The sequence below is a fragment of the Roseobacter sp. TSBP12 genome (genome assembly GCF_009129705.1).
GTDB lineage: Bacteria > Pseudomonadota > Alphaproteobacteria > Rhodobacterales > Rhodobacteraceae > Celeribacter > Celeribacter baekdonensis_A.
Window position 1 is genome coordinate 1 of sequence record NZ_PYIB01000049.1, and the last position, 23,074, is coordinate 23,074.

General features: G+C 57.1%; 17 protein-coding genes and 4 pseudogenes. 15 read left to right on the forward strand and 6 right to left on the reverse strand.

What is annotated here, in order from left to right; all coding sequences use genetic code 11:
• Positions 1-335: pseudogene (locus C8029_RS14990) on the forward strand (ATP-binding protein); the annotation flags it as partial.
• A 162-nt stretch (positions 336-497) separates the two neighbouring features.
• On the opposite strand, the pseudogene C8029_RS14995 reads toward C8029_RS14990, so the two are convergent.
• From C8029_RS14995 to C8029_RS15005, 3 genes and pseudogenes are all read right to left on the reverse strand, one after another.
• A pseudogene (locus tag C8029_RS14995) lies at positions 498-1,273 on the reverse strand (MetQ/NlpA family ABC transporter substrate-binding protein).
• A gap of 23 nt (positions 1,274-1,296) precedes the next feature.
• On the reverse strand, positions 1,297-1,971 hold the full coding sequence (locus C8029_RS15000; protein WP_009574239.1) for a methionine ABC transporter permease: 675 nt from the start codon (positions 1,969-1,971) through the stop codon (positions 1,297-1,299).
• Positions 1,961-3,022, reverse strand: a complete 1,062-nt coding sequence (locus C8029_RS15005; protein ID WP_009574238.1) for a methionine ABC transporter ATP-binding protein — start codon at positions 3,020-3,022, stop codon at positions 1,961-1,963. The genes C8029_RS15000 and C8029_RS15005 overlap by 11 nt, the downstream gene beginning before the upstream one ends.
• 461 nt (positions 3,023-3,483) lie before the next feature.
• Between C8029_RS15005 and C8029_RS15010 the strand changes: the two genes are divergently transcribed.
• From C8029_RS15010 to C8029_RS15020, 3 genes and pseudogenes are all read left to right on the forward strand, one after another.
• On the forward strand, positions 3,484-4,470 hold the full coding sequence (locus C8029_RS15010; protein WP_226946354.1) for a TRAP transporter substrate-binding protein: 987 nt from the start codon (positions 3,484-3,486) through the stop codon (positions 4,468-4,470).
• Positions 4,471-4,977, forward strand: a complete 507-nt coding sequence (locus tag C8029_RS15015) for a TRAP transporter small permease (RefSeq protein ID WP_152003204.1) — start codon at positions 4,471-4,473, stop codon at positions 4,975-4,977.
• A 38-nt stretch (positions 4,978-5,015) separates the two neighbouring features.
• Positions 5,016-6,220: pseudogene (locus C8029_RS15020) on the forward strand (TRAP transporter large permease).
• 40 nt (positions 6,221-6,260) lie between these two features.
• Here the strand turns inward: C8029_RS15020 and C8029_RS15025 are convergent.
• Positions 6,261-7,582, reverse strand: a pseudogene (locus tag C8029_RS15025) (aspartate aminotransferase family protein).
• 137 nt (positions 7,583-7,719) lie between these two features.
• Here C8029_RS15025 and C8029_RS15030 point away from each other — a divergent pair.
• The 4 genes from C8029_RS15030 (at position 7,720) to C8029_RS15045 (ending at position 12,720) form a co-directional block, all read left to right on the forward strand.
• Positions 7,720-8,583 (forward strand): MurR/RpiR family transcriptional regulator, encoded by an 864-nt coding sequence (locus tag C8029_RS15030; RefSeq protein WP_226946355.1) that lies wholly within the window; start codon positions 7,720-7,722, stop codon positions 8,581-8,583.
• Positions 8,584-8,630: 47 nt separating this feature from the next.
• Positions 8,631-9,596, forward strand: a complete 966-nt coding sequence (locus C8029_RS15035) for a TAXI family TRAP transporter solute-binding subunit (protein WP_009574231.1) — start codon at positions 8,631-8,633, stop codon at positions 9,594-9,596.
• Positions 9,597-9,676: 80 nt separating this feature from the next.
• Complete coding sequence (locus C8029_RS15040; protein WP_009574230.1) at positions 9,677-12,292, forward strand: TRAP transporter permease; 2,616 nt, start codon at positions 9,677-9,679, stop codon at positions 12,290-12,292.
• Positions 12,289-12,720, forward strand: a complete 432-nt coding sequence (locus C8029_RS15045; RefSeq protein WP_009574229.1) for a universal stress protein — start codon at positions 12,289-12,291, stop codon at positions 12,718-12,720. The genes C8029_RS15040 and C8029_RS15045 overlap by 4 nt, the downstream gene beginning before the upstream one ends.
• A 167-nt stretch (positions 12,721-12,887) precedes the next feature.
• Here the strand turns inward: C8029_RS15045 and C8029_RS15050 are convergent, their stop codons facing one another.
• Together C8029_RS15050 and C8029_RS15055 are read right to left on the reverse strand one after the other, a co-directional pair.
• The gene (locus C8029_RS15050; protein WP_009574228.1) at positions 12,888-13,622 is read right to left on the reverse strand and encodes a response regulator transcription factor; all 735 of its coding nucleotides are present in this window, start codon (positions 13,620-13,622) and stop codon (positions 12,888-12,890) included.
• A complete protein-coding gene (locus tag C8029_RS15055; RefSeq protein WP_152003205.1) occupies positions 13,619-15,583 on the reverse strand; it encodes a hybrid sensor histidine kinase/response regulator in 1,965 nt (654 codons plus the stop codon). The genes C8029_RS15050 and C8029_RS15055 overlap by 4 nt, the downstream gene beginning before the upstream one ends.
• Positions 15,584-15,743: 160 nt before the next feature.
• Here C8029_RS15055 and C8029_RS15060 point away from each other — a divergent pair, with 160 nt between their 5' ends.
• The 7 genes from C8029_RS15060 (at position 15,744) to C8029_RS15090 (ending at position 23,038) form a co-directional block, all read left to right on the forward strand.
• Positions 15,744-17,405, forward strand: coding sequence for an acyl-CoA synthetase (locus tag C8029_RS15060; RefSeq protein ID WP_152003206.1), 1,662 nt, complete (start codon positions 15,744-15,746; stop codon positions 17,403-17,405).
• Positions 17,406-17,484: 79 nt separating this feature from the next.
• Positions 17,485-18,246 (forward strand): ABC transporter ATP-binding protein, encoded by a 762-nt coding sequence (locus tag C8029_RS15065; protein ID WP_152003207.1) that lies wholly within the window; start codon positions 17,485-17,487, stop codon positions 18,244-18,246.
• A gap of 128 nt (positions 18,247-18,374) precedes the next feature.
• On the forward strand, positions 18,375-19,004 hold the full coding sequence (locus tag C8029_RS15070) for an ABC transporter ATP-binding protein (RefSeq protein WP_442852433.1): 630 nt from the start codon (positions 18,375-18,377) through the stop codon (positions 19,002-19,004).
• Between the two features lie 25 nt (positions 19,005-19,029).
• Entirely contained in the window at positions 19,030-20,235 is a 1,206-nt protein-coding gene (locus C8029_RS15075) for an ABC transporter substrate-binding protein (protein WP_009574221.1), read from the forward strand.
• Between the two features lie 78 nt (positions 20,236-20,313).
• Entirely contained in the window at positions 20,314-21,204 is an 891-nt protein-coding gene (locus C8029_RS15080) for a branched-chain amino acid ABC transporter permease (RefSeq protein ID WP_009574219.1), read from the forward strand.
• An 11-nt stretch (positions 21,205-21,215) separates the two neighbouring features.
• Positions 21,216-22,142 (forward strand): branched-chain amino acid ABC transporter permease, encoded by a 927-nt coding sequence (locus C8029_RS15085; protein ID WP_009574217.1) that lies wholly within the window; start codon positions 21,216-21,218, stop codon positions 22,140-22,142.
• Positions 22,143-22,156: 14 nt separating this feature from the next.
• On the forward strand, positions 22,157-23,038 hold the full coding sequence (locus C8029_RS15090) for a 3-hydroxybutyryl-CoA dehydrogenase (protein WP_009574215.1): 882 nt from the start codon (positions 22,157-22,159) through the stop codon (positions 23,036-23,038).
• Positions 23,039-23,074 lie beyond the last annotated feature (36 nt).

The window sequence follows — 23,074 nt, forward strand, 5'->3', positions numbered from 1 at the left end:
GGCCATCTGACCCGAAGGATGAACGCAGGCTTCTGCGGCTTCAAAAACAGATGGTGGGTTACTAGCTGTTGATCATCGAAGCACCGGGCTTTGTGCCGTTGAGCAAAACCGGGACCGAACTTCTGTTCGAGTTGATCTTCCAACACTACGAGCGCGGCCCCACGCTGACCACAAGCAACCTGTCACTCGATGAATGGCCTGTAACCTTTGATAGGAACGCCTGACTGGCGCGCTCCTCGACCGTCTGACCCACCACATCAAAGTCTTTTGAAATGAATGGCGAAAGCTACCGCCTTAGCCAGAGTATGGCGCGTCAGGAAATCCCCAAAACCTAAACCCCAATCAGCGCAGATTGGCCCTTGCGAGCCAAAGCACCTGGCGGCCGCGCTTGTCATATAGGCGGCGATTGCCCGGATGCTGGCGCATTTTAATCTAAAGACATAGGACAAAAGCGGGCCGTACCCTTGTGGCCGAAAGCCGGGCGGCCCGCTTTTGTTTTACCAAGATGTGATCACAGCGCCGTGGTAGCTGTTGTCGATAAAGGCTTTGACCTCATCGGAATGATATGCGTCCACGAGTGTTTTGACCCAGGGCTGATCTTCGTCACCCTTGCGGACCACGATCACATTCACATAGGGGTTTTCAGCCTTTTCCATCGCGATGGCATCGTCTTTTGGGCTGAGGCCAGAGGCGATGGCATAATTGGTGTTGATGATTGCGATATCCGCATCCGCCAACGTACGCGGCAATTGCGCGGCGTCGAGTTCGAGAAACTTCAGCCCCTTGGGGTTCTCCTCGATATCAAGCGGGCTGGGCACCAGACCCGTGCCGTCGGTCAAAGTCACCAGACCCAAATCCTGCAACAGCAAAAGCGCCCGCCCGCCATTGGTCGGATCGTTCGGGATCGCCACTTTGGCACCGTCTTCGAGCGTGGCAAGATCGTCGATCTTGTCGGAATAAATCCCCATCGGGTGGTGATGGTGGTGCCGACGACGACCAAGTCAAAGCCGCGATCTTTCATCTGGTTGTCCAGATAAGGCACGTGTTGGAACGAGTTGGCTTCGATGTCACCATCGGCCAGAGCGGTGTTCGGGATCACATAGTCGGAAAATTCGACCACATCGATATCAAGCCCCATGGGCGCGGCCACTTTGGCCACTTCTTCCATGATCTCGGCATGCTCGCCGGGGGAAACCCCGACTTTGATCTCCTCGGCCATGGTGGCCGCAGCGGCGAGGGCAAGAAGAGAGGTAAGAGTTGCAAGACGCAGCATATATTTGCTCCTTTGTTTGCGTATTATTGACCACGCCCTTTGGGCGCGCGTTTGTCCACGCGAGCAGCGATCCATTCTCCGATGGATTGCACAAGCTGGACGAGAACAATGAGGATGACGACGACAACGGCCATGACGTCCGGCATAAACCGTTGATAGCCATACCGAATGCCCAGATCGCCCAAGCCTTCGCCGCCGACGGCCCCGACCATGGCGGAATAGCCGATGAGGCTGACAACGGCGAGGGTGAGGCCAAGAGTGATGGAGGGAAGCGCCTCGGGAACCAAGACCTTGCGAATGATTTGAAACGGCGTCGCGCCCATGGCCCGCGCCGCCTCAATCAACCCGCTGTCGACTTCGCGAATGGCATTTTCCACCAGCCGCGCGATAAACGGCACGGCGGCAATGGTCAGCGGTACGATCGCCGCGGTGGTGCCGATCGAGGTGCCTGCAATGGCGCGGGTGAACGGGATGATCGCGACGACAAGAATGATGAACGGCACAGAGCGGGTGGCATTGACCACCAGCCCAAGCACTTTGTTCACCCAAGGTGCGGAGAGCAATTCTCCGCGCTGTGAAATCGCAAGGAACACCCCCAAAGGCAGGCCGAACATTGTGCCGAGAAGGGTCGAAATGGCGACCATATAGAGAGTCTGCCCAGTGGCTTCGATCAAAAGGGCGATGAGATTAGCCGACATAGCCAAGTACCTCCGTCAAAAGCCCGTGACGTTCCAGATACGCCCGCGCATCGGCGCCCTTTGCGGCATCAAGCGAGACCAAAAGATTGCCAAAGGGCCGGGTTCCGATTTCTTCCACGGCACCCGCAAGGATGTTGACCTGAAGCCCCAAGTCGCGGGTCAAAAGCGCCAGCATCGGGTCGGTCGCGTGTTTGCCCGCAAAGGTCACGCGGACCACTTCTTCGGCGGGCCCCACGGGCCGCGTGTCTTGGATTTTGTCTTTGAGAAAGGTTGGGAGCGTGACGCCCAAGACACCGGAGAGAAACGCGCGTGTGGTCGGGTGCTGGGGGGCGGTGAACACATCATATGTCGTCCCGGCCTCAACGATTTTGCCATTGTCTATCACCGCCACATGGCTGGCGATGTCGCGCACCACGGCCATTTCATGGGTGATCAACAGGATGGTCAGGCCCAGCTCGCGATTGATGTCTTTCAGCAACTCCAACACGGTTTGGGTGGTATTGGGGTCCAGGGCCGATGTGGCCTCATCAGACAGCAAAACCTTTGGTTCTGTTGCCAAAGCGCGGGCGATGCCGACGCGTTGTTTTTGACCGCCAGACAATTCTGCAGGGTAGCGATCAGCCTGTGCGGTGAGACCAACACGGTCAATCAAATCCGCCACGCGGGTTTTGATCTTTGGCTTCGGTACGCCCGCGACTTCTAACGGCAAGGCAATGTTGCCCGCCACGGTGCGCGAGGCCAACAGGTTGAAGTGTTGGAATATCATCCCGACGTCGCGCCGGATCGCCCGTAAGGCCGCCCCCTGAGCTGTGCCGACGTCCTGACCGCCGACCAAAACTTTGCCGGATGTCGGACGTTCCAACCCATTGGCCATCCTCAGGAGCGTCGATTTGCCCGCCCCAGAGCGGCCGATGATGCCAGTGATGGCACCGGCTTCGACGGTGAGGGAGACATCGTCAACTGCGGAGACAGTGCCGCCACCGGGTTTGGTGAAGGCCTTTCCGACGGTCTCAAAAACGATAGATGCGCCTTTTGGGGCTCTCTCTGACATGGTTTCGTGATCCGTATTGCGAACGCTTGATTTCTGCGCGGGTAGACATGAGCCAGCCGCAAGGTTCAAGCCGTGAAGTGCGCACAGCGCCTGTTTGCAAGGTACGGAGGCGTTGCAAAACGCAGGCGTTTGGGAAGTCGGTGGTGCCACTCGGGCAGGCCATCGGACCAGGGTTCCCTTGGCTGCCATGGCGGCGGGAGAATATTCTTCTTTGGTGGGACTTGGGGGCGGCCTGCGCTTGATCTGTCATGTGGAGGTCTTTGAGGCGAAAAACATTATCGCAGATCGCAGTGGAAATGAACCTACCGGCTTGCATTCCAAACTGGCTTCACGCCATATGCGCAATAAATCCGCATTTTGGAGATGCCTTGCGTATCTTTATGACGCTTAGCGATCTTTTCGGGATGTCTTTTGATCTCGGCACCTTTGAATGCCCTTATCGTACGTTTGGGAGGACCAACATGAAGACCTTTATCACCACTGTTGCTTTTGCGGCCACGGCTTTGATGGCACACACAGTGCCGCTTGCAGCTGAGATCAAGCCGACCACTTTGCGCTTGGCGCATGTGGTCAACGAACAGGACGCCTATCAGATCGCCGCCACCAAGTTTCAAGAGCTGGTGTCTGAGCGCTCCGACGGCGCGATCACTGTCGAGATTTTCCCCAACGCCACTTTGGGAGACGAACGCACCCTTCTCGAAGGCATGCAAATTGGCACCGTTGACATGGGCATCATCACCAACGGCCCGGTTGCGAACTTTGTCGAAGACATGGCCGTGTTTGAGTTGCCGTTCCTGTTCAAGACCCCCGAAGCCGCCTATGGCGTTCTCGATGGCGAGATCGGTCAAGAGTTGCTTGATCGTCTGTCCGAGGTGAACCTCAAAGGCTTGGCTTACGCCGAACGTGGATTTCGGAACCTGACAAATTCGCGCCACCCGGTGCGCACCCCCGCCGATCTTGATGGTCTGCGCGTGCGTGTGATGGAAAACCCGGTCTACATCGACACCTTCCGCGCGCTTGGGGCCGACGCCACGCCGATGGCATGGACAGAGGCGCTTACCGCGATGCAGCAGGGTACGATTGATGGCCAGGAAAATCCGGTTGGTGTGGTCTATTCGTTCAAATTGAATGAGACCCAAACCAACATGACGATGACGCGCCACACCTATGCGCCTGCGGTTTTTGTCATGGGGATGCCCGCATGGGGTAAACTCTCCGGCGACGCGCAAGAGATTGTCCTGCAAGCCGCCAAAGACGCCTCCGCCTATGAACGCAAGATGAATGCCGAAGCTGAGGCGTCGCAGCTTGCAGAATTGAAAGCATCGGGCATGAATGTGATCGAAGATGCCGATCTGTCTCCCTTCTCTGCGGCGCTTGAACCTGTGTATGAAAAATATGGCCAGAAATTTGGCGACTACCTGCCGCGCATCCAAGAGGCGCTGAAGTAAATGTTGAAAGTGCTGGCGTGGATGGATCGGGGGGTGGGCGAAGTCCTCAAACCTGTCGTCTTTGCGGGAATGATTGGTCTGACCGGCGTGATCACGCTTCAAATCGTGTCACGGGTGTTTTTCACCTCCGTAGGATGGACAGAAGAGGTTGCACGTTTTCTGTTGATTTGGATCACCTTTCTTGGCGCTGCGCTGGCCTTTCAACAAGGACGGCACATTGCTGTCGCGCTTTTGCGGGACAGCCTGCCGTTGACCTTGCGCCGGATCGTGTCCGGCGCGGGGATCGTTGTGACATTTACGTTTCTTGTGACCTTGGCCGTTATCGGCTGGCGCTACATGAACATGCAAAGCTATCAAAAATCGCCATCCTTGCGCCTGTCCATGACCTATATTTACGCGGTTATGCCCTTGGCCACTGCGATTATGGCGGGACTGTCTCTGATCGATCTGATCCGGCTTTTGGCCGGGCAGGCACCGCGTGAAACCCGGACGGAGTTGAATGAATGAGCCTCGTTCTGGCTGGTCTTTTCGTTGTCTTTCTTGTCATGGGCATTCCGGTCGCGATTGTGATCGGCGCGGCCTCTATGACGGCGTTGAACCTGTCAGGCGTCCCGCTCATGGTGGTGCCGCAACAGATGTTTTCCGGCATCAACTCTTTCGCTTTTGTCGCCGTGCCGATGTTTATCTTGGCGGGCGATATCATGGCGCAGGGGGAAATCTCCAAACGTCTCGTCGCCTTCGCCGACAGTATGTTTGGCTTTATCAAAGGCGGCCTCTCCATCGTTTCGGTGCTTGCCGGGATGTTCTTTGCCGCCATTTCCGGCTCCGGTGCCGCGACGACAGCCGCCGTGGGCGCAAGCCTTGTGCCGGAACTGAAACGCAAGGGCTATGATCCCGCCGCCGCCGCCTCATTGATTGCCGCATCGGGCACCATCGGCGTGGTGATCCCGCCGTCCGTTCCGATGATCATCTATGCGGTGATCGCCCAGGAATCTGTGGCGAAACTGTTCCTGAATGGCTTTATCCCAGGCGTTGCATGGGGATCGGTTTGATCGCAATCGCTCTCGTGCAGGGGCATCGCCGTGCCTATCCGCGCGGGACGCCGTTCAATCTTTCGACCATCTGGCGCACGCTTTTGTCTGCAAGTTGGGGCCTCATGGCACCTTTACTCATTTTGGGCGGTATTTTTTCGGGGGTATTCACCCCCTCTGAGGCGGCGGTCGTGGCGGTCAACTATGCCATCATCGTTTCGCTGTTCATTTACCGCGATCTCACCTTGAAAGGCCTGTATCAGATCATGATGCGCGCGGGGGTGACCACCGCGGTCATCATGTTCGTGATCGCGTCCTCGTCGGTGCTGAGTTGGGCCTTGTCGAGTTGGCAAGTGCCTTCAGCCATCGCAGAATATGCTTTGTCGCTGTCGTCCAACCCCTATGTGCTTCTCTTGTTGATCATGGCATTGATCCTTGTCACCGGGGTGTTTTTGGAAACGGCATCGGCCCTCATCATCCTGACCCCGATGCTTTTGCCTTTGGCGATGCAATTGGGCATTGATACCGTCCATTTCGGGATCATCATCGTCGTCGGACTGGCGATTGGCATGGTCACGCCGCCGGTGGCGATCAACCTGTTCGTCGCCTCGACAACGGCCAACTTGCCGATCGAACGGATCACAAAGGCGGTTTTCCCTTACCTCATGGCTTTGATCTTCGTCTACCTGATGATTGCCTTTGTTCCATTGGTCTTGTGACGCCTGACAGAGGCGTGGGCATAGATGCGGGACTGCGCACTCATGCCAGTGCCGCGTCGACTGCGATGCCCAGTTTCTCGATCAACTCGCCGATCTGATCCTCGGTCAGGATGAACGGCGGCGCCAACAGTACATGATCGCCCCGCTGCCCATCCACAGTGCCGCCCATTGGGTAACAGATCAGCCCCGCTTCGAAAGCGGCGGCTTTCACGCGCTTGTTGATGCCACGCGCAGGATCAAAAGGGGCTTTGCTGGCGCGGTCCTCGACGAGTTCTAGCCCGCGGAACATCCCGCGCCCGCGTATATCACCGATATGCGGGTGATTGCCGAAAGCATCGCGTAGAGCAATGTCGAGCTTTTCGCCCATCTGAGCCGCGCGTGCGACCATGCCTCCCTCGGTCAGCTTCGTCACCACCGCATGGCCCGCCGCACAGGCCACCGGATGGCCGATATAGGTGTGCCCATGTTGGAAAAAGCCAGATCCTTGCGCAAAGGCCGCGTGTATCCGCGCCGAACAAAGTGTCGCTCCGATCGGCTGATACCCGGCGCCAAGCCTTTGGCGATGGTGAGGATGTCGGGGGCGACCCCGTCCTGCTCACAGGCAAAAAGCGTCCCTGTGCGCCCCATACCGCACATCACCTCATCGAGGATCAGCAACACGCCATAGCGGTCGCAAATCTCGCGAATGCGTTTGAAATATCCGGGCACGGCGGGCACAGCGCCCAGCGTTGCGCCGACAACGGGTTCGGCGATAAAGGCGATGACCGTCTCTGGCCCCACCCGCAAAAGCTCTGTCTCCAACTCATCTGCGACACGCTGGCCATAGGCCTCTAAGCTTTCGTCCTCTTCCTGGCCACGATAGGCGTAACAGGGGGCAATATGGGAGGTCTCGGCCAAAAGCGGGGCGAATTGCGCTTTGCGCCAGACATTGCCGCCCACCGCCAACGCGCCCAAGGTATTGCCGTGATAGCTTTGACGGCGAGAGATAAAACGGGTCCTTTGTGGCTCACCGATCTCGACACAATACTGCCGCGCCATTTTGAGCGCGGTTTCCACCGCTTCCGAGCCACCAGAGACGAAATAGACTTTGTCGAGCCCCTCGGGCGCATGAGCGATCAGGCGCTCGGCCAAGGCTTCAGCCGGTTCAGAGGTGAAGAACCCGGTATGCGCAAAGTCGAGGCTGGCGACCTGTGTCTGAACCGCTGCAATTACATCTGGATCGGAATGCCCAAGACAGGACACCGCCGCACCGCCGGAGCCATCGAGATATTGCTTGCCGGTGTCATCATAAATATAGGCCCCATCGCCGCGTATGGCTTTCGGCGGGGTGCTGCGGGAATTGCGATAGAAAACATGCGTCATTGATGTGCTCCGAGGGCGAAAAGAGGCCAAACCGGGTCAGGCCCTTTGTAAATTTGAAACGCATCAGCCAAACATTGACAAGAGTTGAAACAATTGAAACAGTCTCGGAAAGTCTTTTTGTGGCCTTGGGGAACGCGGTGTCGGCAAGTTATCAGCAAAGATTGGCGGAATATTACGCCGAACTGAGCCCGCGTTTGCGCGAGGCCGGGGATTATCTTGTCGAAAACCCGCTTGATGTGGTCACACGCTCCCTGAGATCAATCGCACAAGAGACGCGAATCGCTCCGGCGACCTTTAGTCGTCTGGCGCGCGCCTTGGGGTTTGAAACATTTGAAACTCTGCGCGAAGCGGTGCGTGCACAATTGTCGCTTAAAGTGTCGAGCTTTGCGACACGCGCCAAGGACCTGAGAGAGGCGCCCAAAGGCGACGTCGAGGACCTGCTGATGCGCTCTCTAGAAATGACCCAAAGCAATCTCGAAGGCCTTGTGCACGGGCTCGATCAGGTTGAGCTTGCAAAGCTGATCGACGTGCTACATCACGCGCGCCGCGTGCTTATCGTTGGGGCTTTGGGATCAACGGGGATTGCCGAATATGCGGGTTACATGGCAAATTTCCTAGGAGGGAAGTGGCGACTCGCCGGGCGGATGGGGTCATCTTATGGCTCTGCGCTCAGTGACATGAACCAAAGGGATGCGATGATCGTGATCACCATGTCGCCGTCCGCACGCGTATCGGTCAATGCCGCCGAGATCGCCCGCCGCCAAGGAGTGCATGTGGCCGTGATCACGGACAGCTATGCGTGTCCCGCTTTGCGCCATACCAACACGTCTTTCATCATTACAGGGGAAACTCCGAACTTTTTTAACACTTACACGACCACGGTTTTTTTCCTTGAAGTCATTATGGCGATGCTCGCGCAAAAAGCCGGGCCGGATGTCGTGGAACGCATATCAGAGATCGAGCGCCACAATCGGGCGCTTGGAGAAGTGGTCGATCTGTGAGGCGTGAGTGCCTCGGGATGACCGGAAAATCACTAAGGGAGACACCTATGACCAAACACCTGAAACTTGGCCTTGCCGCTGCCGCGGCCTCCGCCATGATCGCAGGCTCTGCGATGGCTGAAGAGTTCGTCACCATCGGCACCGGTGGTGTGACGGGCGTGTATTATCCGACGGGCGGCGCAATCTGTCGTCTCGTCAATAAAAACCGCAAGGAAACCGGCGTGCGTTGCTCGGTCGAATCCACCGGCGGGTCGGTTTACAACGTGAATACAATCAAGGAAGGCGAGCTGGAATTCGGCGTTGCCCAATCCGACATTCAATACAACGCCTATAACGGTGTCGTGCAATTTGAGGGTGAGCCGTTCGAAGGCCTGCGCTCCGTGTTCTCCGTACACCCGGAACCCTTTACCGTTGTGGCGCGCGCCGATGCGGGGGTGAAAACCTTTGAGGATCTTAAAGGCAAACGCATGAACATCGGCAACCCAGGCTCTGGTCAGCGCGCCACCATGGAAGTGGTGATGGACAAACTTGGCTGGACCACGGATGATTTCGCCCTCGCGACTGAGCTCAAGCCTTCGGAACAATCGGCCGCGCTGTGCGACAACCAGATCGACGCCATGGTCTATACTGTGGGTCACCCGTCGGGTTCCATTCAAGAAGCCACCACCGCCTGTGACTCCGTCCTCGTCGAAGTGGCGGGGCCCGCCATCGACGAATTGGTTGCCGACAACCCGTACTATCGCGTGGCGACCATGCCGGGCGGCATGTATCGCGGCAACGATGAAGACGTGAAAACCTTTGGTGTCGGCGCGACCATCGTGACCTCTGCGGATGTCTCCGAGGATGCGGTTTATGCTGTGGTTTCTGCCGTTTTCGACAATTTCGAAGACTTCAAGGGTTTGCACCCGGCCTTCGCCAACCTGAAGCCGGAAGAGATGATCAAAGACGGTCTCTCCGCTCCGCTGCATCCGGGCGCAATCAAATACTACAAAGAAAAAGGCTGGATGGAATAATCGGCCAAACATTTCAGGGGCGGCGCATCAGTGCCGCCCTTTTCCCATAAAAACACAACAGGGACGGTGGGGTATACAGAATGACAGACACTGAAAAACGTGCATTGAACGAAGACGAGCTTCAGGAACTGGTTGCGGCCTCCGACAGTGGCGCCCGCAATGTGGCGGGAACATTGGGCAAGGCGATCGCGGCAGTGGCGCTGTTGTGGTCGGTTTTCCAGGTGCTTCTGGCCTCCCCGATCGGTCTCAAGGTCCTGCCCGGTGACATGATCAACAACGCGCGGCAAATTCACCTTGCCTTTGCGATCTTCCTCTCTGCCATGTCCTATCCGCTGTTCAAATCGGCATCGAAAACCTCTGTGCCGTGGTATGACTGGATTTTGGGGCTCGGCGGGGCATTTCTCGCCATGTATGGCTATTTCTTCTACGCGAAGATCGTCGGAAACGGCGGGCTTGCGGATACGAGCGACTCCTATTTCGCCCTCGCGGGCCTCACCTTTTTGTTCATCGCGGCCTATCGCACACTCGGCCCGGTGATGGTGATCCTCGCCATTGTGTTTTTGGGCTATGTCTTTTTCGGCGCCTCAGAGGTTGTTCCGGATCAGATCCGCTGGGCGGGCGCGTCGCTGCGCAAAGCGATGTCTCATATGTGGATCACGACCGAAGGCGTGTTCGGTATCGCGCTCAACGTCTCGACCCAGTTCGTGTTCCTCTTTGTCCTCTTCGGTGCCCTGCTCGATAAGGCCGGTGCCGGGAATTATTTCATCAAAATGGCCTTTGGCGCCCTTGGCCACCTGCGCGGTGGTCCGGCGAAGGCGGCCGTGGTCGGCTCCGCTGCAACGGGGCTGATTTCGGGCTCCTCCATCGCCAACGTGGTCACGACCGGCACGTTTACCATCCCGCTGATGAAACGCGTGGGGTTCTCTGCAGAAAAGGCTGGCTCCGTTGAGGTCGCTTCTTCGGTCAACGGTCAAATCATGCCCCCGGTGATGGGGGCTGCGGCCTTTCTCATGGTGGAATATGTCGGCATTTCCTATTTCGAGGTCATCAAACACGCCTTTCTTCCCGCCATCATCTCTTACATCGCGCTGGTTTACATCGTTCACCTCGAAGCGGTGAAAAACAACATGCCGACCATCGGCAACAAGGTCGTATCACTGTGGCGTACGGTCATGGGGATGTTCCTGTTTTTCGCGGGCTTTGGCGGGCTGTGCTATGCCACGCAATTCCCCGTGCGCCTGATCACCTCCATGGTGCCCGAGGGCAGTGGCTGGGTTCTCGCTGTGCTGATCGGTCTGGTTTATATTGGCCTCATCAAACTTGCCGCCAATACCGACGAGCTTGAGATCGACGACCCCAATGCTGAAGTGATGGAACTTCCTGATGTGGCAAAGCTGTGGAAGGCGGGTCTTTATTATTTGTTGCCGATTGTCGTCTTGGTCTATTTTCTGATGATCGAACGCAAATCTCCGGGACTGTCGGCATTTTGGGCGACTTTCCTTTTGTTCTTCATCCTGCTGACACAAAAGCCGCTCAAAGCGATGTTCCGTGGTGAAAACGATGCTGTGTCCCGCATAAAAGAGGGGCTGTTCGATCTGGTCGATGGCATGATCGACGGGGCCCGCAACATGATCGGGATTGGCCTTGCGACCGCGACCGCTGGCATCATTGTTGGCACCGTCTCGTTGACGGGCATCGGTCAAGTGATGGCGGATTTCGTCGAATTCCTCTCGGGGGGTAATCTGATCCTGATGCTGCTCTTCGTGGCGATCCTGTCGCTGATCCTTGGGATGGGTTTGCCGACCACGGCGAACTATATCGTGGTCTCCTCGCTCATGGTGTCCGTGGTTGTCGAGCTTGGCGCGCAATCGGGTCTCATCGTGCCGCTGATCGCCGTGCACCTGTTTGTGTTCTACTTCGGGATTATGGCGGATGTGACGCCCCCTGTGGGGCTTGCGAGTTTTGCAGCCGCCGCCGTGTCAGGCGGGGATGCAATCCGCACGGGGTTCACCGCCTTTTTCTACAGCCTGCGGACGGTCGCTCTGCCGTTTGTGTTCATCTTCAACACCGATCTTCTGTTGATTGATGTGACCCTGGTCCAGGGCATCGTCGTCTTTATCATCGCGACCATTGGCATTCTGGTGTTCACCGCCGCGACGATGGGGTTTTACATCACCAAGTCGCGGATCTGGGAAACGGCGGCTCTTTTGGTTGTGGCTTTTGCCCTATTCCGTCCGGGCTTCTTCATGGACATGATCCAACCGCCGTTCCATGAGACCGCCCCCACGGCCGTGGCTCAGGCGCTCGAAGAGGCCCCCGCCGGATCACAGATGCGTATCGTGGTGAAGGGACCGGATTTCGATACGCTTGAGGAAAAGGAAACGCACCTTGCCCTCACTGTACCGGATGTCGACGGCGGTGACGCGCGTCTTGCGGCGCTCGGGCTGATCTTCACGGTCGATGGGGAGCGCATGATCATGGATGAGCCAATGTTTGGGACGCCTCTGGCCGAACAACTGTCGAGCTTTGATTTCTATGGGGATGAGCCAGTGCAGATCACGAATGTTCAGGCCCCCGCCAAGCAGCTCCGCAAAGAGTTGATGTTCATTCCAGCGCTCATTCTCTTGGGCCTCGTGACCGTTCTGCAACGACGCCGGGCGGCCTCCAAACGCGAATTCGAAGGAGAACCCGCATGATCCAGACCATTCTCTGTGCCGTTGATGTGAACCGCGTCAAAGATGAGGTGAAAGTCTTGCAAGCCGCCGCGCGTCTGGCCGCCGCCGAAGGGGCGCAGCTTGATGTGATCACCGTTCTGCCCGATTATGGCATGAGTTGGGTCGGCGGATATTTCGACGAGCAACACACGAAAGACGCGCGCGACAAGGTGAAACAGGCCCTGCGTAATCTGGTGGAAGAGGCGCTCGGACCAGAGGTCAACGCGAAAGTGCGCCATCTGGTGGCGGTTGGCACGGCCTACCATGAAATCCTTGAAACGGCAAAAAAGGACAGTGCCGACCTGATCGTCCTTGGTGCACATCGACCGGATCTCAAAGACTACCTCTTGGGGCCGAATGCGGCCCGCGTTGTGCGGCACTCCAAATGTTCGGTTTTCGTTGTCCGCTGAAGGACGCCGAACATGTAAATCCCTGGCCTGCTTCGGAGACGGGGCAGGCCATTTTGTGTGAGCTGTTCCTGAAAGTTTGGACACGGGCATAAGCTGCGCCCCGTGGTCTGCCGATCTGCGCCAGATGACGTGGTCTGTTGAAACGGCCCGGCACATTCTGGTTGGTGTTAAGATGCGTCCAATGTGAGTGTCGTGGGCCATTCCACGGGCGCGACAAACACATATCCGGCCCCATAGATCGTGCGGATGATTTCGTGGGGATTGTCGCCATGTTTCAATTTGCGACGCAACCGGGAGACCCGAACGTCGACGCTGCGATCAAAGTTTTCCAGACGATCCCCTGCCGTCAAATTCAACAGCGCTTCCCGGCTTAAAATCCGACCCGTTGCTTGCACAAAAAGGCGCAGCAATGTGTTTTCTGCCGTGCTCAAATGAATTTCTCCCCCGCTCTCCGAAACCAAAAGAGAGGAGGAAAAATAGGCCGTCCATCCGGCGAACTTGGCAATATCCTGTGCGCCTTCGGGGGCGGGGGCGTGGCTTTGACTGCGTCGAAGAACGGCCCGCACACGCGCGACAAGTTCTCGCGGCTCGAAGGGTTTGACAATATAGTCATCCGCCCCCAATTCGAGGCCGACAATCCGGTCCATGATATCGCCTCTGCCACTGACAATGATGATTGGCGTACCGCTTTGGCCGATGTCTTCGCGGATCAGGGTCAGCCCATCTGCGTCGGGCAAGCCCAAATCCACCAGAAAGACGTCAGGCTGGGCCAGTTTGAGCGCGCTAAGCAAGGCCACGCGGGAGCGAAACCAGTCGACTTTGAACCCATTGTTAACCAAAACCCGGTCAATGACGGCGGCGACGCCCGGATCATCTTCGAGCAGATAGACGGTTTTGCTCATGTGTCCTCCTCTTTGATGCTCAGCACCTGTTTGATCGACTGTTGCAAGAGCGTGCGATCAAAGGGTTTGCGCAAAATGGGCAGTTTGACACCAAGACAGCTTTGGTCCGGCGGCGTGGCTTGTCCGGTCATCAGTAAAATGCCAACGCGGCTGTGGTTTTTGAAGACCTCGCAGGCCAGATCGAGACCGGAGATACCGCCCGGCATGGCAATGTCGCTGATCAACAGGCGAATTTCAGAGATGTGTTTCAACAAATCCAGTGCGTCGCGGGCATTGGCGGCTTCGATCACGGGATATCCTTCGTCGACAAGTTGTCGACGCAGAACCCGCCGCACATCCGCGTCATCGTCAACCAGCAAGGTCACGGGCCTTTCTTGCGCGGCCAAAAGCTGGGCTCCGGGACTTTCGCCGGCGTCAGGCTCCGGCAGATCAGCATCATCCACCGCAGGAATAAGGATGGTGAAGGTGCTGCCCTGACCGCGCTCGCTTTCGACACGAATGGCGCCATTGGATTGTTTGACAAACATATAGACCATGGACAGCCCAAGCCCGTATCCGGCACCGTCATCCTTGGACGTGTAAAACGGCTCGAAAATTCGCTCGCGGCTGTCCTCTGTCATGCCTTCACCATTATCAATCACTTGAAGCCGTAGGAAATGCCCGCTGGCCAGTCGGTCCGGCTCGGCCTCGAGCGGAGATAAAAACACAACGTCCTGACGCAGTTCGATCATGCCGCAGTCCCCGATGGCGTCGCGGGCGTTCACCGCAAGATTGAACAGCGCCATTTCAAGCTGTGCCAAATCCACAAAGACCAAAGGCAGATCTGTCGCACTTTTGGCGGAAATTTCAATGGTTTCGGGAATGGTGGGGCGCAACAGTTTGACCAGCCCATCCAATATGTCATCTGTCCTGACGGGCTGTGGATCAATCGGCTGTTTGCGTGCCAAAGACAACAGACGCCGCGTCAGATCAGAGCCGCGCCGGGCGGCGGCGATGGCCGGGGCTAAAAATTCCTCGTTCAGCTCTGTTTGATCCAACCGATCCGCCAAGGGCGTGAGATTGCCCAAGATGACCGTCAGCAAATTGTTGAAATCATGCGAAATGCCGCTTGAGAGACGTCCGAGCGCATCCATCTTTTGACTTTGCAACAGTGCGGCATTGGCGGCCTTTTGTCGGGTCATGTCGATCGACAACAGGAAGAAGCCGATCACCTCGCCGCGCGACGGTTGCTCGGGCCGCAGGAATGTCCTGATTTCTTTGTCGCGACCATCAGGCAGGCGGATGGTCATGGCAAAATCCACCGCTGCGCCGCGCCGCGTTTGTTCAAAGAAATGGTTGGATTTGCCAAGGGTCTCAGGCGTAAGAATGGCGCTACAGGGTTTGCCGATGAAATCCTCGGGCCGCAACCCATATGCGCGTGCGAACCGGGTGTTCACATAGGAGAACCGCATGTTTTTATCGACATGGGCAATCCCTGCAGACACTTCGTTGGCAATGATGTTGAGGCGATTTTCGCTCAGTTGCAGCGCGGCGGTGCGTTCATGGACGCGCCGGGCCAGATCGGTTTCGCGCTGATTTTGCTCGGTGATGTTGGAGTAGACCGCCGCAACCCCGCCGCCGAGCAAGGGAGCGGCGCTAAATCGGATGGCCCGACCATCGGGCAATTCACAATTGATACAGTGGCTTTCACCTTTGCTCGCGGCTTCGATATTGGTCCGCACCCTGGCCAAAACGGTGCTCAGGGGCGCGTCCTTTGGGCTGAGAGCATGGTTGAACAAAGCCTTGTGCGGCGTACCCGCCTGAAGTGTGACATCCCCCAAGCCAATGAAGTCCTGAAATTTTCTGTTCCACGATACCAGTCGCAATTGCGCATCAAAGACGCCCAGGCCCTCTGACACATGGTCAAGAGCGGCCTGTGTCAGGCTGTCGTGAGGGGGGGGCTTGGCCCATGTCGTTGTCACAATTCACCTCTGATCCAGTCGCGTTTGCACAAATGTTTGCGCGATTTCTTATGTCTTCGAAAGACCAACTCGTGCCACTGTTACAATTCGTATCAATTCAGAAATCTTTCGGAAAACTTAAGAAGATAGTGAAACCGAAATCGCGTTTTGGAGGAGACCGATGGTGAAATCCCATAATATCTATGATCAAGGCCTGGACATGACCGCCGCGAATTTTACGCAGTTGTCACCGCTAAGCTTTATTGAACGAACGGCCGCCATTTATCCCAAGAAGACTGCGGTCATTTATAATGATCTGCATCGCACCTGGGAAGAGACCTATCTGCGCTGTTGCAAATTCGCGTCTGCATTGACCAAGCGGGGCATTGAGAAAGGCGACACGGTTTCCATTATCGCTGCCAATATTCCCGAAATGTTCGAAGCGCATTTTAGCGTTCCGATGACAGGTGCGGTGTTGAATGCGATCAACACCCGCCTTGATGCCGAAGCCATCGCGTTCATCCTGAATCATGCCGAAGCCAAGGTTGTGATCGTCGATCCCGAATTTTCCGAAGTCATGGAGCGCGCGCTGCACATGGCGGGGGGCGACATCTTGGTCATCGACATCGAGGACTCAAGCTTTGAGGGCGGCAAAAAAATCGGTGCGTTGACCTATGACGCGTTTCTGGCCGAAGGCGATGAAAACGATGACTGGTCTTTGCCGGGTAGCGAATGGGACGCCATCAGCCTGAATTATACGTCTGGCACGACGGGCAATCCCAAGGGCGTGGTCTATCATCACCGGGGCGCCTATCTGAACGCGCTGTCCAACATCAACACATGGGATATGCCGCGCCATTTCACCTATCTTTGGACCTTGCCGATGTTCCATTGCAATGGCTGGTGTTTCCCATGGTCGGTCGCGGCCCATGCGGGAACGTCGGTCTGTTTGCGCGCCGTGCGCGACAGTACGGTCTATGAGCTGATCAAATCGCAAAAGGTGACTCATTTCTGTGGGGCTGCGATTGTTTTGGGTCTTTTGGGCAACGCCCCCGACGAGATGAAAGCGGGCATTGAACATGAGGTCAAAGTGCTGACCGGCGGTGCTCCACCACCTGCAATCGTGATCGAAAAAATGGAAAACGCCGGCTTTGACGTGACCCATGGCTATGGCCTGACTGAAACCTACGGCGCCTCTGTGTTCTGTTCGTGGCATTCTGAATGGGACGCCCTGCCACTGTCCGAACGGGCCCGGATCAAAGCGCGGCAAGGCGTTAAAAACATGGCGCTCGACGATCTGATGGTCGCAGAGCCAGACACGATGGTGCCCGTTCCAAGCGATGGTGAAACCGTCGGCGAAGTGTTTGTGCGCGGCAACAACGTGATGAAGGGATATTTGAAAAACATCTCGGCCACTGACGCCGCGTTCCGTGGCGGTTGGTTTGCCTCTGGCGATCTCGCCGTGCGCCATCCTGATGGCTATATCGAGATCAAAGACCGCTCGAAGGACATCATCATCTCTGGCGGCGAAAACATCTCGTCGATCGAGGTCGAGGATGTGCTGTACAAGCATCCCTCCGTCATGTTGGCCGCCGTTGTTGCCAAGCCGGATGAGAAATGGGGCGAAACCCCCTGTGCCTTTATCGAATTGAAGGCGGGTGCAACCACGACCGAAGCCGAGATTATCGAATTTTGCCGTGCCAATATGGCACGCTTCAAGGCGGTCAAAACGGTGGTTTTCACCACTTTGCCCAAAACCTCTACCGGTAAAATCCAAAAATTCGTCCTGCGGGATCAAGCCCGCGCAATGGCTCAGGCAGAGGCCGAAGGCGTCTCTGTGTAAGACACGACCCGAAAACGGATCAGCGGGCGGGGGAGACCCTCGCCTGCGCAAAACAAGCCAGATTAAGGGAGGATCGCAGATGAATGCATCGGGAGATTTCATTCTGCAAACGCAGAAGCTGACCAAAGGCTTTCTGGGCTTTATTGCCGTGGACTCGGTGGACCTGAATGTCGAACGCCATACGATCCATGCGCTGATCGGTCCGAACGGCGCTGGAAAAACCACTGTCTTCAATCTACTGACCAAATTTTTGACGCCCAGCAGTGGCACGATCCTGCTGGATGGCGAGGACATCACAGCGGCGCGGCCCACCCAGATCGCGCGCAGGGGCGTGATCCGGTCGTTTCAGATTTCGGCGGTGTTTCCGCATTTGACTGTGCGTGAAAACGTGCGCGTCGCGCTTCAGCGCCAACTTGGCACGTCCTTTCATTTTTGGCGCGCGGAAAGCTCTTTGAACGTCCTCAATGAGCGCGCCGAGGAGCTGTTGGATTTGGTCGGACTGTTGCGGTTTGCCAATGATGAGGTGGCCGACATGTCCTATGGCCGCAAACGTGCGCTTGAGATTGCCACGACGCTGGCGATGGAACCGAAACTGATGCTGTTGGACGAACCGACCCAAGGCATGGGGCGCGAAGATGTGGACCGGATCACCGAGTTGATCCGCCGCGTCGCCAAAGGCCGCACGATTTTGATGGTGGAACACAATCTTGGGGTCGTCTCGACCCTATGTGACCGCATCACGGTGCTTCAGCGCGGTGCGATTTTGACCGAAGGCGCCTATGCCGAGGTCTCGTCCGACCCTCGGGTCAAAGAAGCCTACATGGGGAAATCGGCAGCATGAGCGCGGCAGAAAAATACAGCGCCGGGATCGAGATTGGTGGCGAACACAGCAGCGAAAAGATCGAAGATCTGCGCATCACCGACCTGCATGCGTTTTATGGCGAAAGCCACGCGCTGCACGGGATCGACATGACGGTCTATCAAGGCGAGCTCGTCACTTTGCTTGGGCGCAACGGCGCTGGGCGCACCACCACGCTGCGCGCGGTGATGGGGTTGATCGAGTCTCGGTCCGGCTCGATCATGTTGAAGGGCAAAGAGGTGATCAAGGCCAGTGCGCATGAGATCGCGCGGCTGGGTGTTGGCTATTGCCCGGAGGAACGCGGCATTTTCGCGAGCCTTTCGGTGGAAGAAAACCTGTTGTTGCCGCCGCATGTTGCCCCCGGTGGCATGAGTGTCGAGGAACTCTACGAGATTTTCCCGAACCTTGCCGAACGGCGCACCAGCCCCGGCATGCGCTTGTCCGGCGGCGAGCAACAGATGCTGGCGATGGCGCGCATTCTGCGCACTGGAGCGACGTTGTTGTTGCTCGATGAAATCACCGAGGGGCTGGCCCCGGTGATCGTCGATAAGCTCGGTGATGTGCTGACCATGCTCAAAGAGCGCGGCTTTACCATCGTGCTGGTCGAGCAAAATTTCCAATTCGCGGCCCCCTTGGCCGACCGACATTTCATCATGGACCACGGGCATATCGTCGACTGTGTCCTGCAAAGCGAGCTGAAAGAAAAACAAGCCGTCTTTGATGAATATCTGAGTGTTTGACACGTTTCAAAAGGGAGGAGACCCAATGAAATTTCTGAAAAACTTTATGGTGGGCGTATCTGTGTTGGCTCTGAGTGCGGGTGCGGCGCAGGCCGAAATCAGCGATGGCGTCGTGAAAATCGGCGTGTTGACCGATATGTCGGGCACCTATTCCGACGTGGCGGGTCCTGGCACCGTGACCGCCGCGGAAATGGCGATCGAAGATTTCGGTGGCACAGTTGCGGGCGCACCGATCGAAGTGGTGTCCGCCGATCACCAAAACAAAGCCGATGTTGCCGCCAATAAAGCGCGCGAATGGGGCGATACCCAACAGGTGGATGCCTTTGCCGAACTGGTGACCACATCGGTTGCCATGGCCGTGTTCGAAGTCGCCAAACAGCAAAACAAAATTGCACTGGTCTCAGGGGCGGCCTCGTCGCCGCTGACCAATGACGCCTGCATTCCAAGCGGCCTGCACTGGACCTATAACACCCGCGCTCTGGCCGTTGGCACCGGCTCCGCGATTGTCAAAGAGGGCGGCGATAGCTGGTATTTTCTGACGGCGGATTACGCCTTTGGCGAATCCTTGCAACGCGATGTGACGGCCGTGGTCGAAGCGGGCGGCGGCAAAGTTTTGGGCGCGTCCAAGCATCCGTTCCCGGCATCCGATTTCTCGTCTTTTGTGCTTCAGGCACAGGCCTCTGGCGCCAAGATCATTGGCCTTGCCAATGCCGGCGGCGATACGATCAACGCGATCAAAGCCGCCAATGAATTCGGCATCGTCAGCGCAGGACAAAAAATCGCCGGCCTTTTGGTGTTCCTCTCCGATGTCCATGCGCTTGGGCTTGAGACGGCGCAGGGTCTGTTGATGACCGCCAGCTTTTACTGGGATTTGAACGACGAAACCCGCGCGTGGTCGCAGCGGTTCTATGAGCGCACGGGCAAGATGCCCACTGGCGTTCAGGCCGGGGTCTATTCCTCGGTCACGCATTACCTCAAAGCCATCGAGGCCACGGGAACGGACGATACCGATACGGTTGTGGCCAAAATGCGCGAGATGCCGGTGGACGACTTTTTCGCTCAAAACGGTGTGCTGCGTTCCGATGGGCGGATGGTGCACGACATGTATCTCGCCGAGGTCAAATCCCCCGAAGAGTCCACGGGTCCGTGGGACTATTTGAAGATCGTGCGCGTCATCCCCGGTGAAGAGGCTTATGGCCCGCTGTCCGAAAGCACCTGCCCGACGAAATAAGCCATAGAATAAGACCCACTTCCCCGCCGGAGCCACGGTTCTGGCGGGGGTTACGCATCAAAGAAATGGGATCACTCAATGTTTTCCGACCTGCTGGGCATCGCGCCCCAAGTCCTGTTTGGCCAGCTGTTGCTGGGCCTGATCAACGGGTCGTTCTATGCCGTTTTGTCCTTGGGTCTGGCGGTGATTTTCGGGCTGCTGAACATCGTGAATTTCGCGCATGGCGCGCTGTATATGTTGGGTGCCTTTGCCGCTTGGTTGCTTGGGAAATACCTGCATATCGACTACTGGGGCGCGCTGATACTTGCGCCGCTGATCGTCGGGTTTATCGGCGTGGTGCTTGACCGATTTTTGCTGCGCCGTTTGGCGGGCGTTGATCACCTCTATGGCTTGCTCTTGACCTTTGGCTTGGCGATGTTGATCGAAGGCCTGTTCGTCAAAATGTTCGGCGCCTCAGGACAGCCTTTCGCCGCTCCAAAAGCCCTCAATGGGGGGGTGAACCTCGGGTTCATGTTCTTGCCCTATTACCGCGCTTGGGTGGTTGTCGCCTCTTTGGTGGTCTGTGCAGTCACCTGGTATGTGTTTGAACGCACCAAAATCGGTGCCTATCTGCGCGCGGGCACAGAAAACCCTAAACTGTTGCAGGCCTTCGGCGTTAACGTGCCGCTTCTGACCACACTGGCCTATGGCTATGGCGTTGCTTTGGCAGCCTTTGCCGGGGTGCTGGCCGCTCCGATCACGCAGGTCAATCCCTTGATGGGATCGAACCTGATCATCGTGGTCTTTGCCGTGGTGGTGATCGGCGGGATGGGGTCCATCATGGGGGCCATCGTCACCGGCCTGTCCATGGGCGTGGTCGAGGGGCTGACCAAAGTGTTCTGGCCCGAAGCGTCCTCCACAATCATTTTCATCGTGATGGCCATCGTGCTTGTCCTGCGCCCTGCCGGACTGTTCGGCCGCACCAACTGAAAGCTGGGAACATGAAGAAATATTTGGCTTACGCACTCCTTCTCACCCTGTTGCTGGTCGCGCCGCTGCTGTTTTATCCGGTGCTGTTGATGAAGGTGCTGTGCTTTGCGCTGTTCGCCAGTGCCTTCAACCTGATCCTCGGCTATGGCGGTCTGCTCAGCTTTGGTCATGCGGCGTTTTTTGGCGGCGCGGCCTATGTCACAGGTCACGCGATCAAAGTCTGGGGTCTGCCGACCGAACTTGGCATTCTGACTGGCACCGCTGCGGCCATGGTCCTTGGGCTTTTGGTGGGCGTTTTGGCGATCCGCCGTCAGGGCATCTATTTCGCAATGATCACCCTGGCCTTGGCGCAGATGGTCTATTTCGTCTTTATCCGCTCTGGCTTCACCGGCGGTGAAAACGGCCTGCAAGGCATTCCGCGCGGCACGTTTTTGGGGCTCGTCGATTTGAGCAACGACCGCGCGATGTACTATTTCGTGCTGGGGGTCTGCCTCCTTGGCTTTGGCGTGATTGCCCGCGCGGTGCATTCGCCTTTCGGTCAAGTGCTGCGCGCAATCCGCGACAATGAACCCCGCGCCACATCGCTTGGCTATAACATCGACCGCTACAAACTTTTGGCCTTTGTGATTTCCGCCACGATTGCTGGGCTTGCAGGCGCGACCAAATCGGTGGTGTTCCAATTGGCCTCTTTGACCGACGCGCATTGGCACATGTCAGGCGAGGTGGTGTTGATGACGCTCTTGGGCGGGTTGGGTACGATTTTCGGCCCTGCCGTTGGCGCAAGCCTCATCGTGACGCTGCAAAACACGCTGTCCTCTGGTCCCCTTGGGGCCTGGGTCACCGTGATCATGGGGCTGATCTTTATCATTTGCGTCTTGGCGTTCCGCAAAGGGATCGTCGGCGAGCTTCAGGCCGCTTTGCGTAAGTCCTTCAACTAAAAGGTATACCTCATATGACGACCACGATCAGATCCACAGGGGTCATTGGCGCCGGGCAGATGGGCAACGGGATTGCCCAAGTCATGGCGCAGGCCGGGATGGATGTTGTTCTGAGCGACATCAGCGCCGATGCGTTGAGCACGGCAATGGCGTTGATCCGTCGCAATCTGGACCGTCAGGTCGAGCGCGAAAAGATCACAGCCGATGATCGAGATCAGGCCCTTGCGCGGATTTCGACCACGCATGATATGGCGCGGGTGGGGGCCACGGATCTGGTGATTGAAGCCGCCACGGAAAACGAAGCCCTCAAGCTGCGCATCTTCGAAGATCTGATGCCGCACTTGCAGGAGCACACGTTTCTAACGACGAACACCTCGTCGATTTCGGTGACCCGGCTCGCCTCGGCCACGGATCGGCCAGATCGGTTCATGGGCATTCATTTCATGAATCCGGTGCCGGTGATGAAACTGGTTGAATTGATCCGGGGCCTGTCCACCAGCAACGAGACCTTTGACACCATCAATGAGGTCGTCAGACGGATCGGGAAAACCGCCGCCGTGGCGGAGGATTACCCGGCCTTTATCGTCAATCGTATTCTGGTCCCGATGATCAACGAGGCGGTCTATACGTTGTTCGAAGGTGTTGGCTGTGTCTCCTCAATTGACCAGGCGATGAAACTCGGGGCCAACCATCCGATGGGGCCGCTTGAGCTGGGCGATTTCATCGGCCTCGACACCTGTCTGGCGGTGATGAATGTGCTCTATCACGGCCTGTCGGATAGCAAATATCGCCCATGCCCGCTGTTGGTGAAATACGTCGAGGCCGGGTGGACCGGCCGCAAAGCCGGCCGCGGTTTTTATGATTATAGCACGGTGCCTCCCACACCGACCCGCTAACACAAGGAGCGTAAAAATGAAGGTTTTGGTACCAGT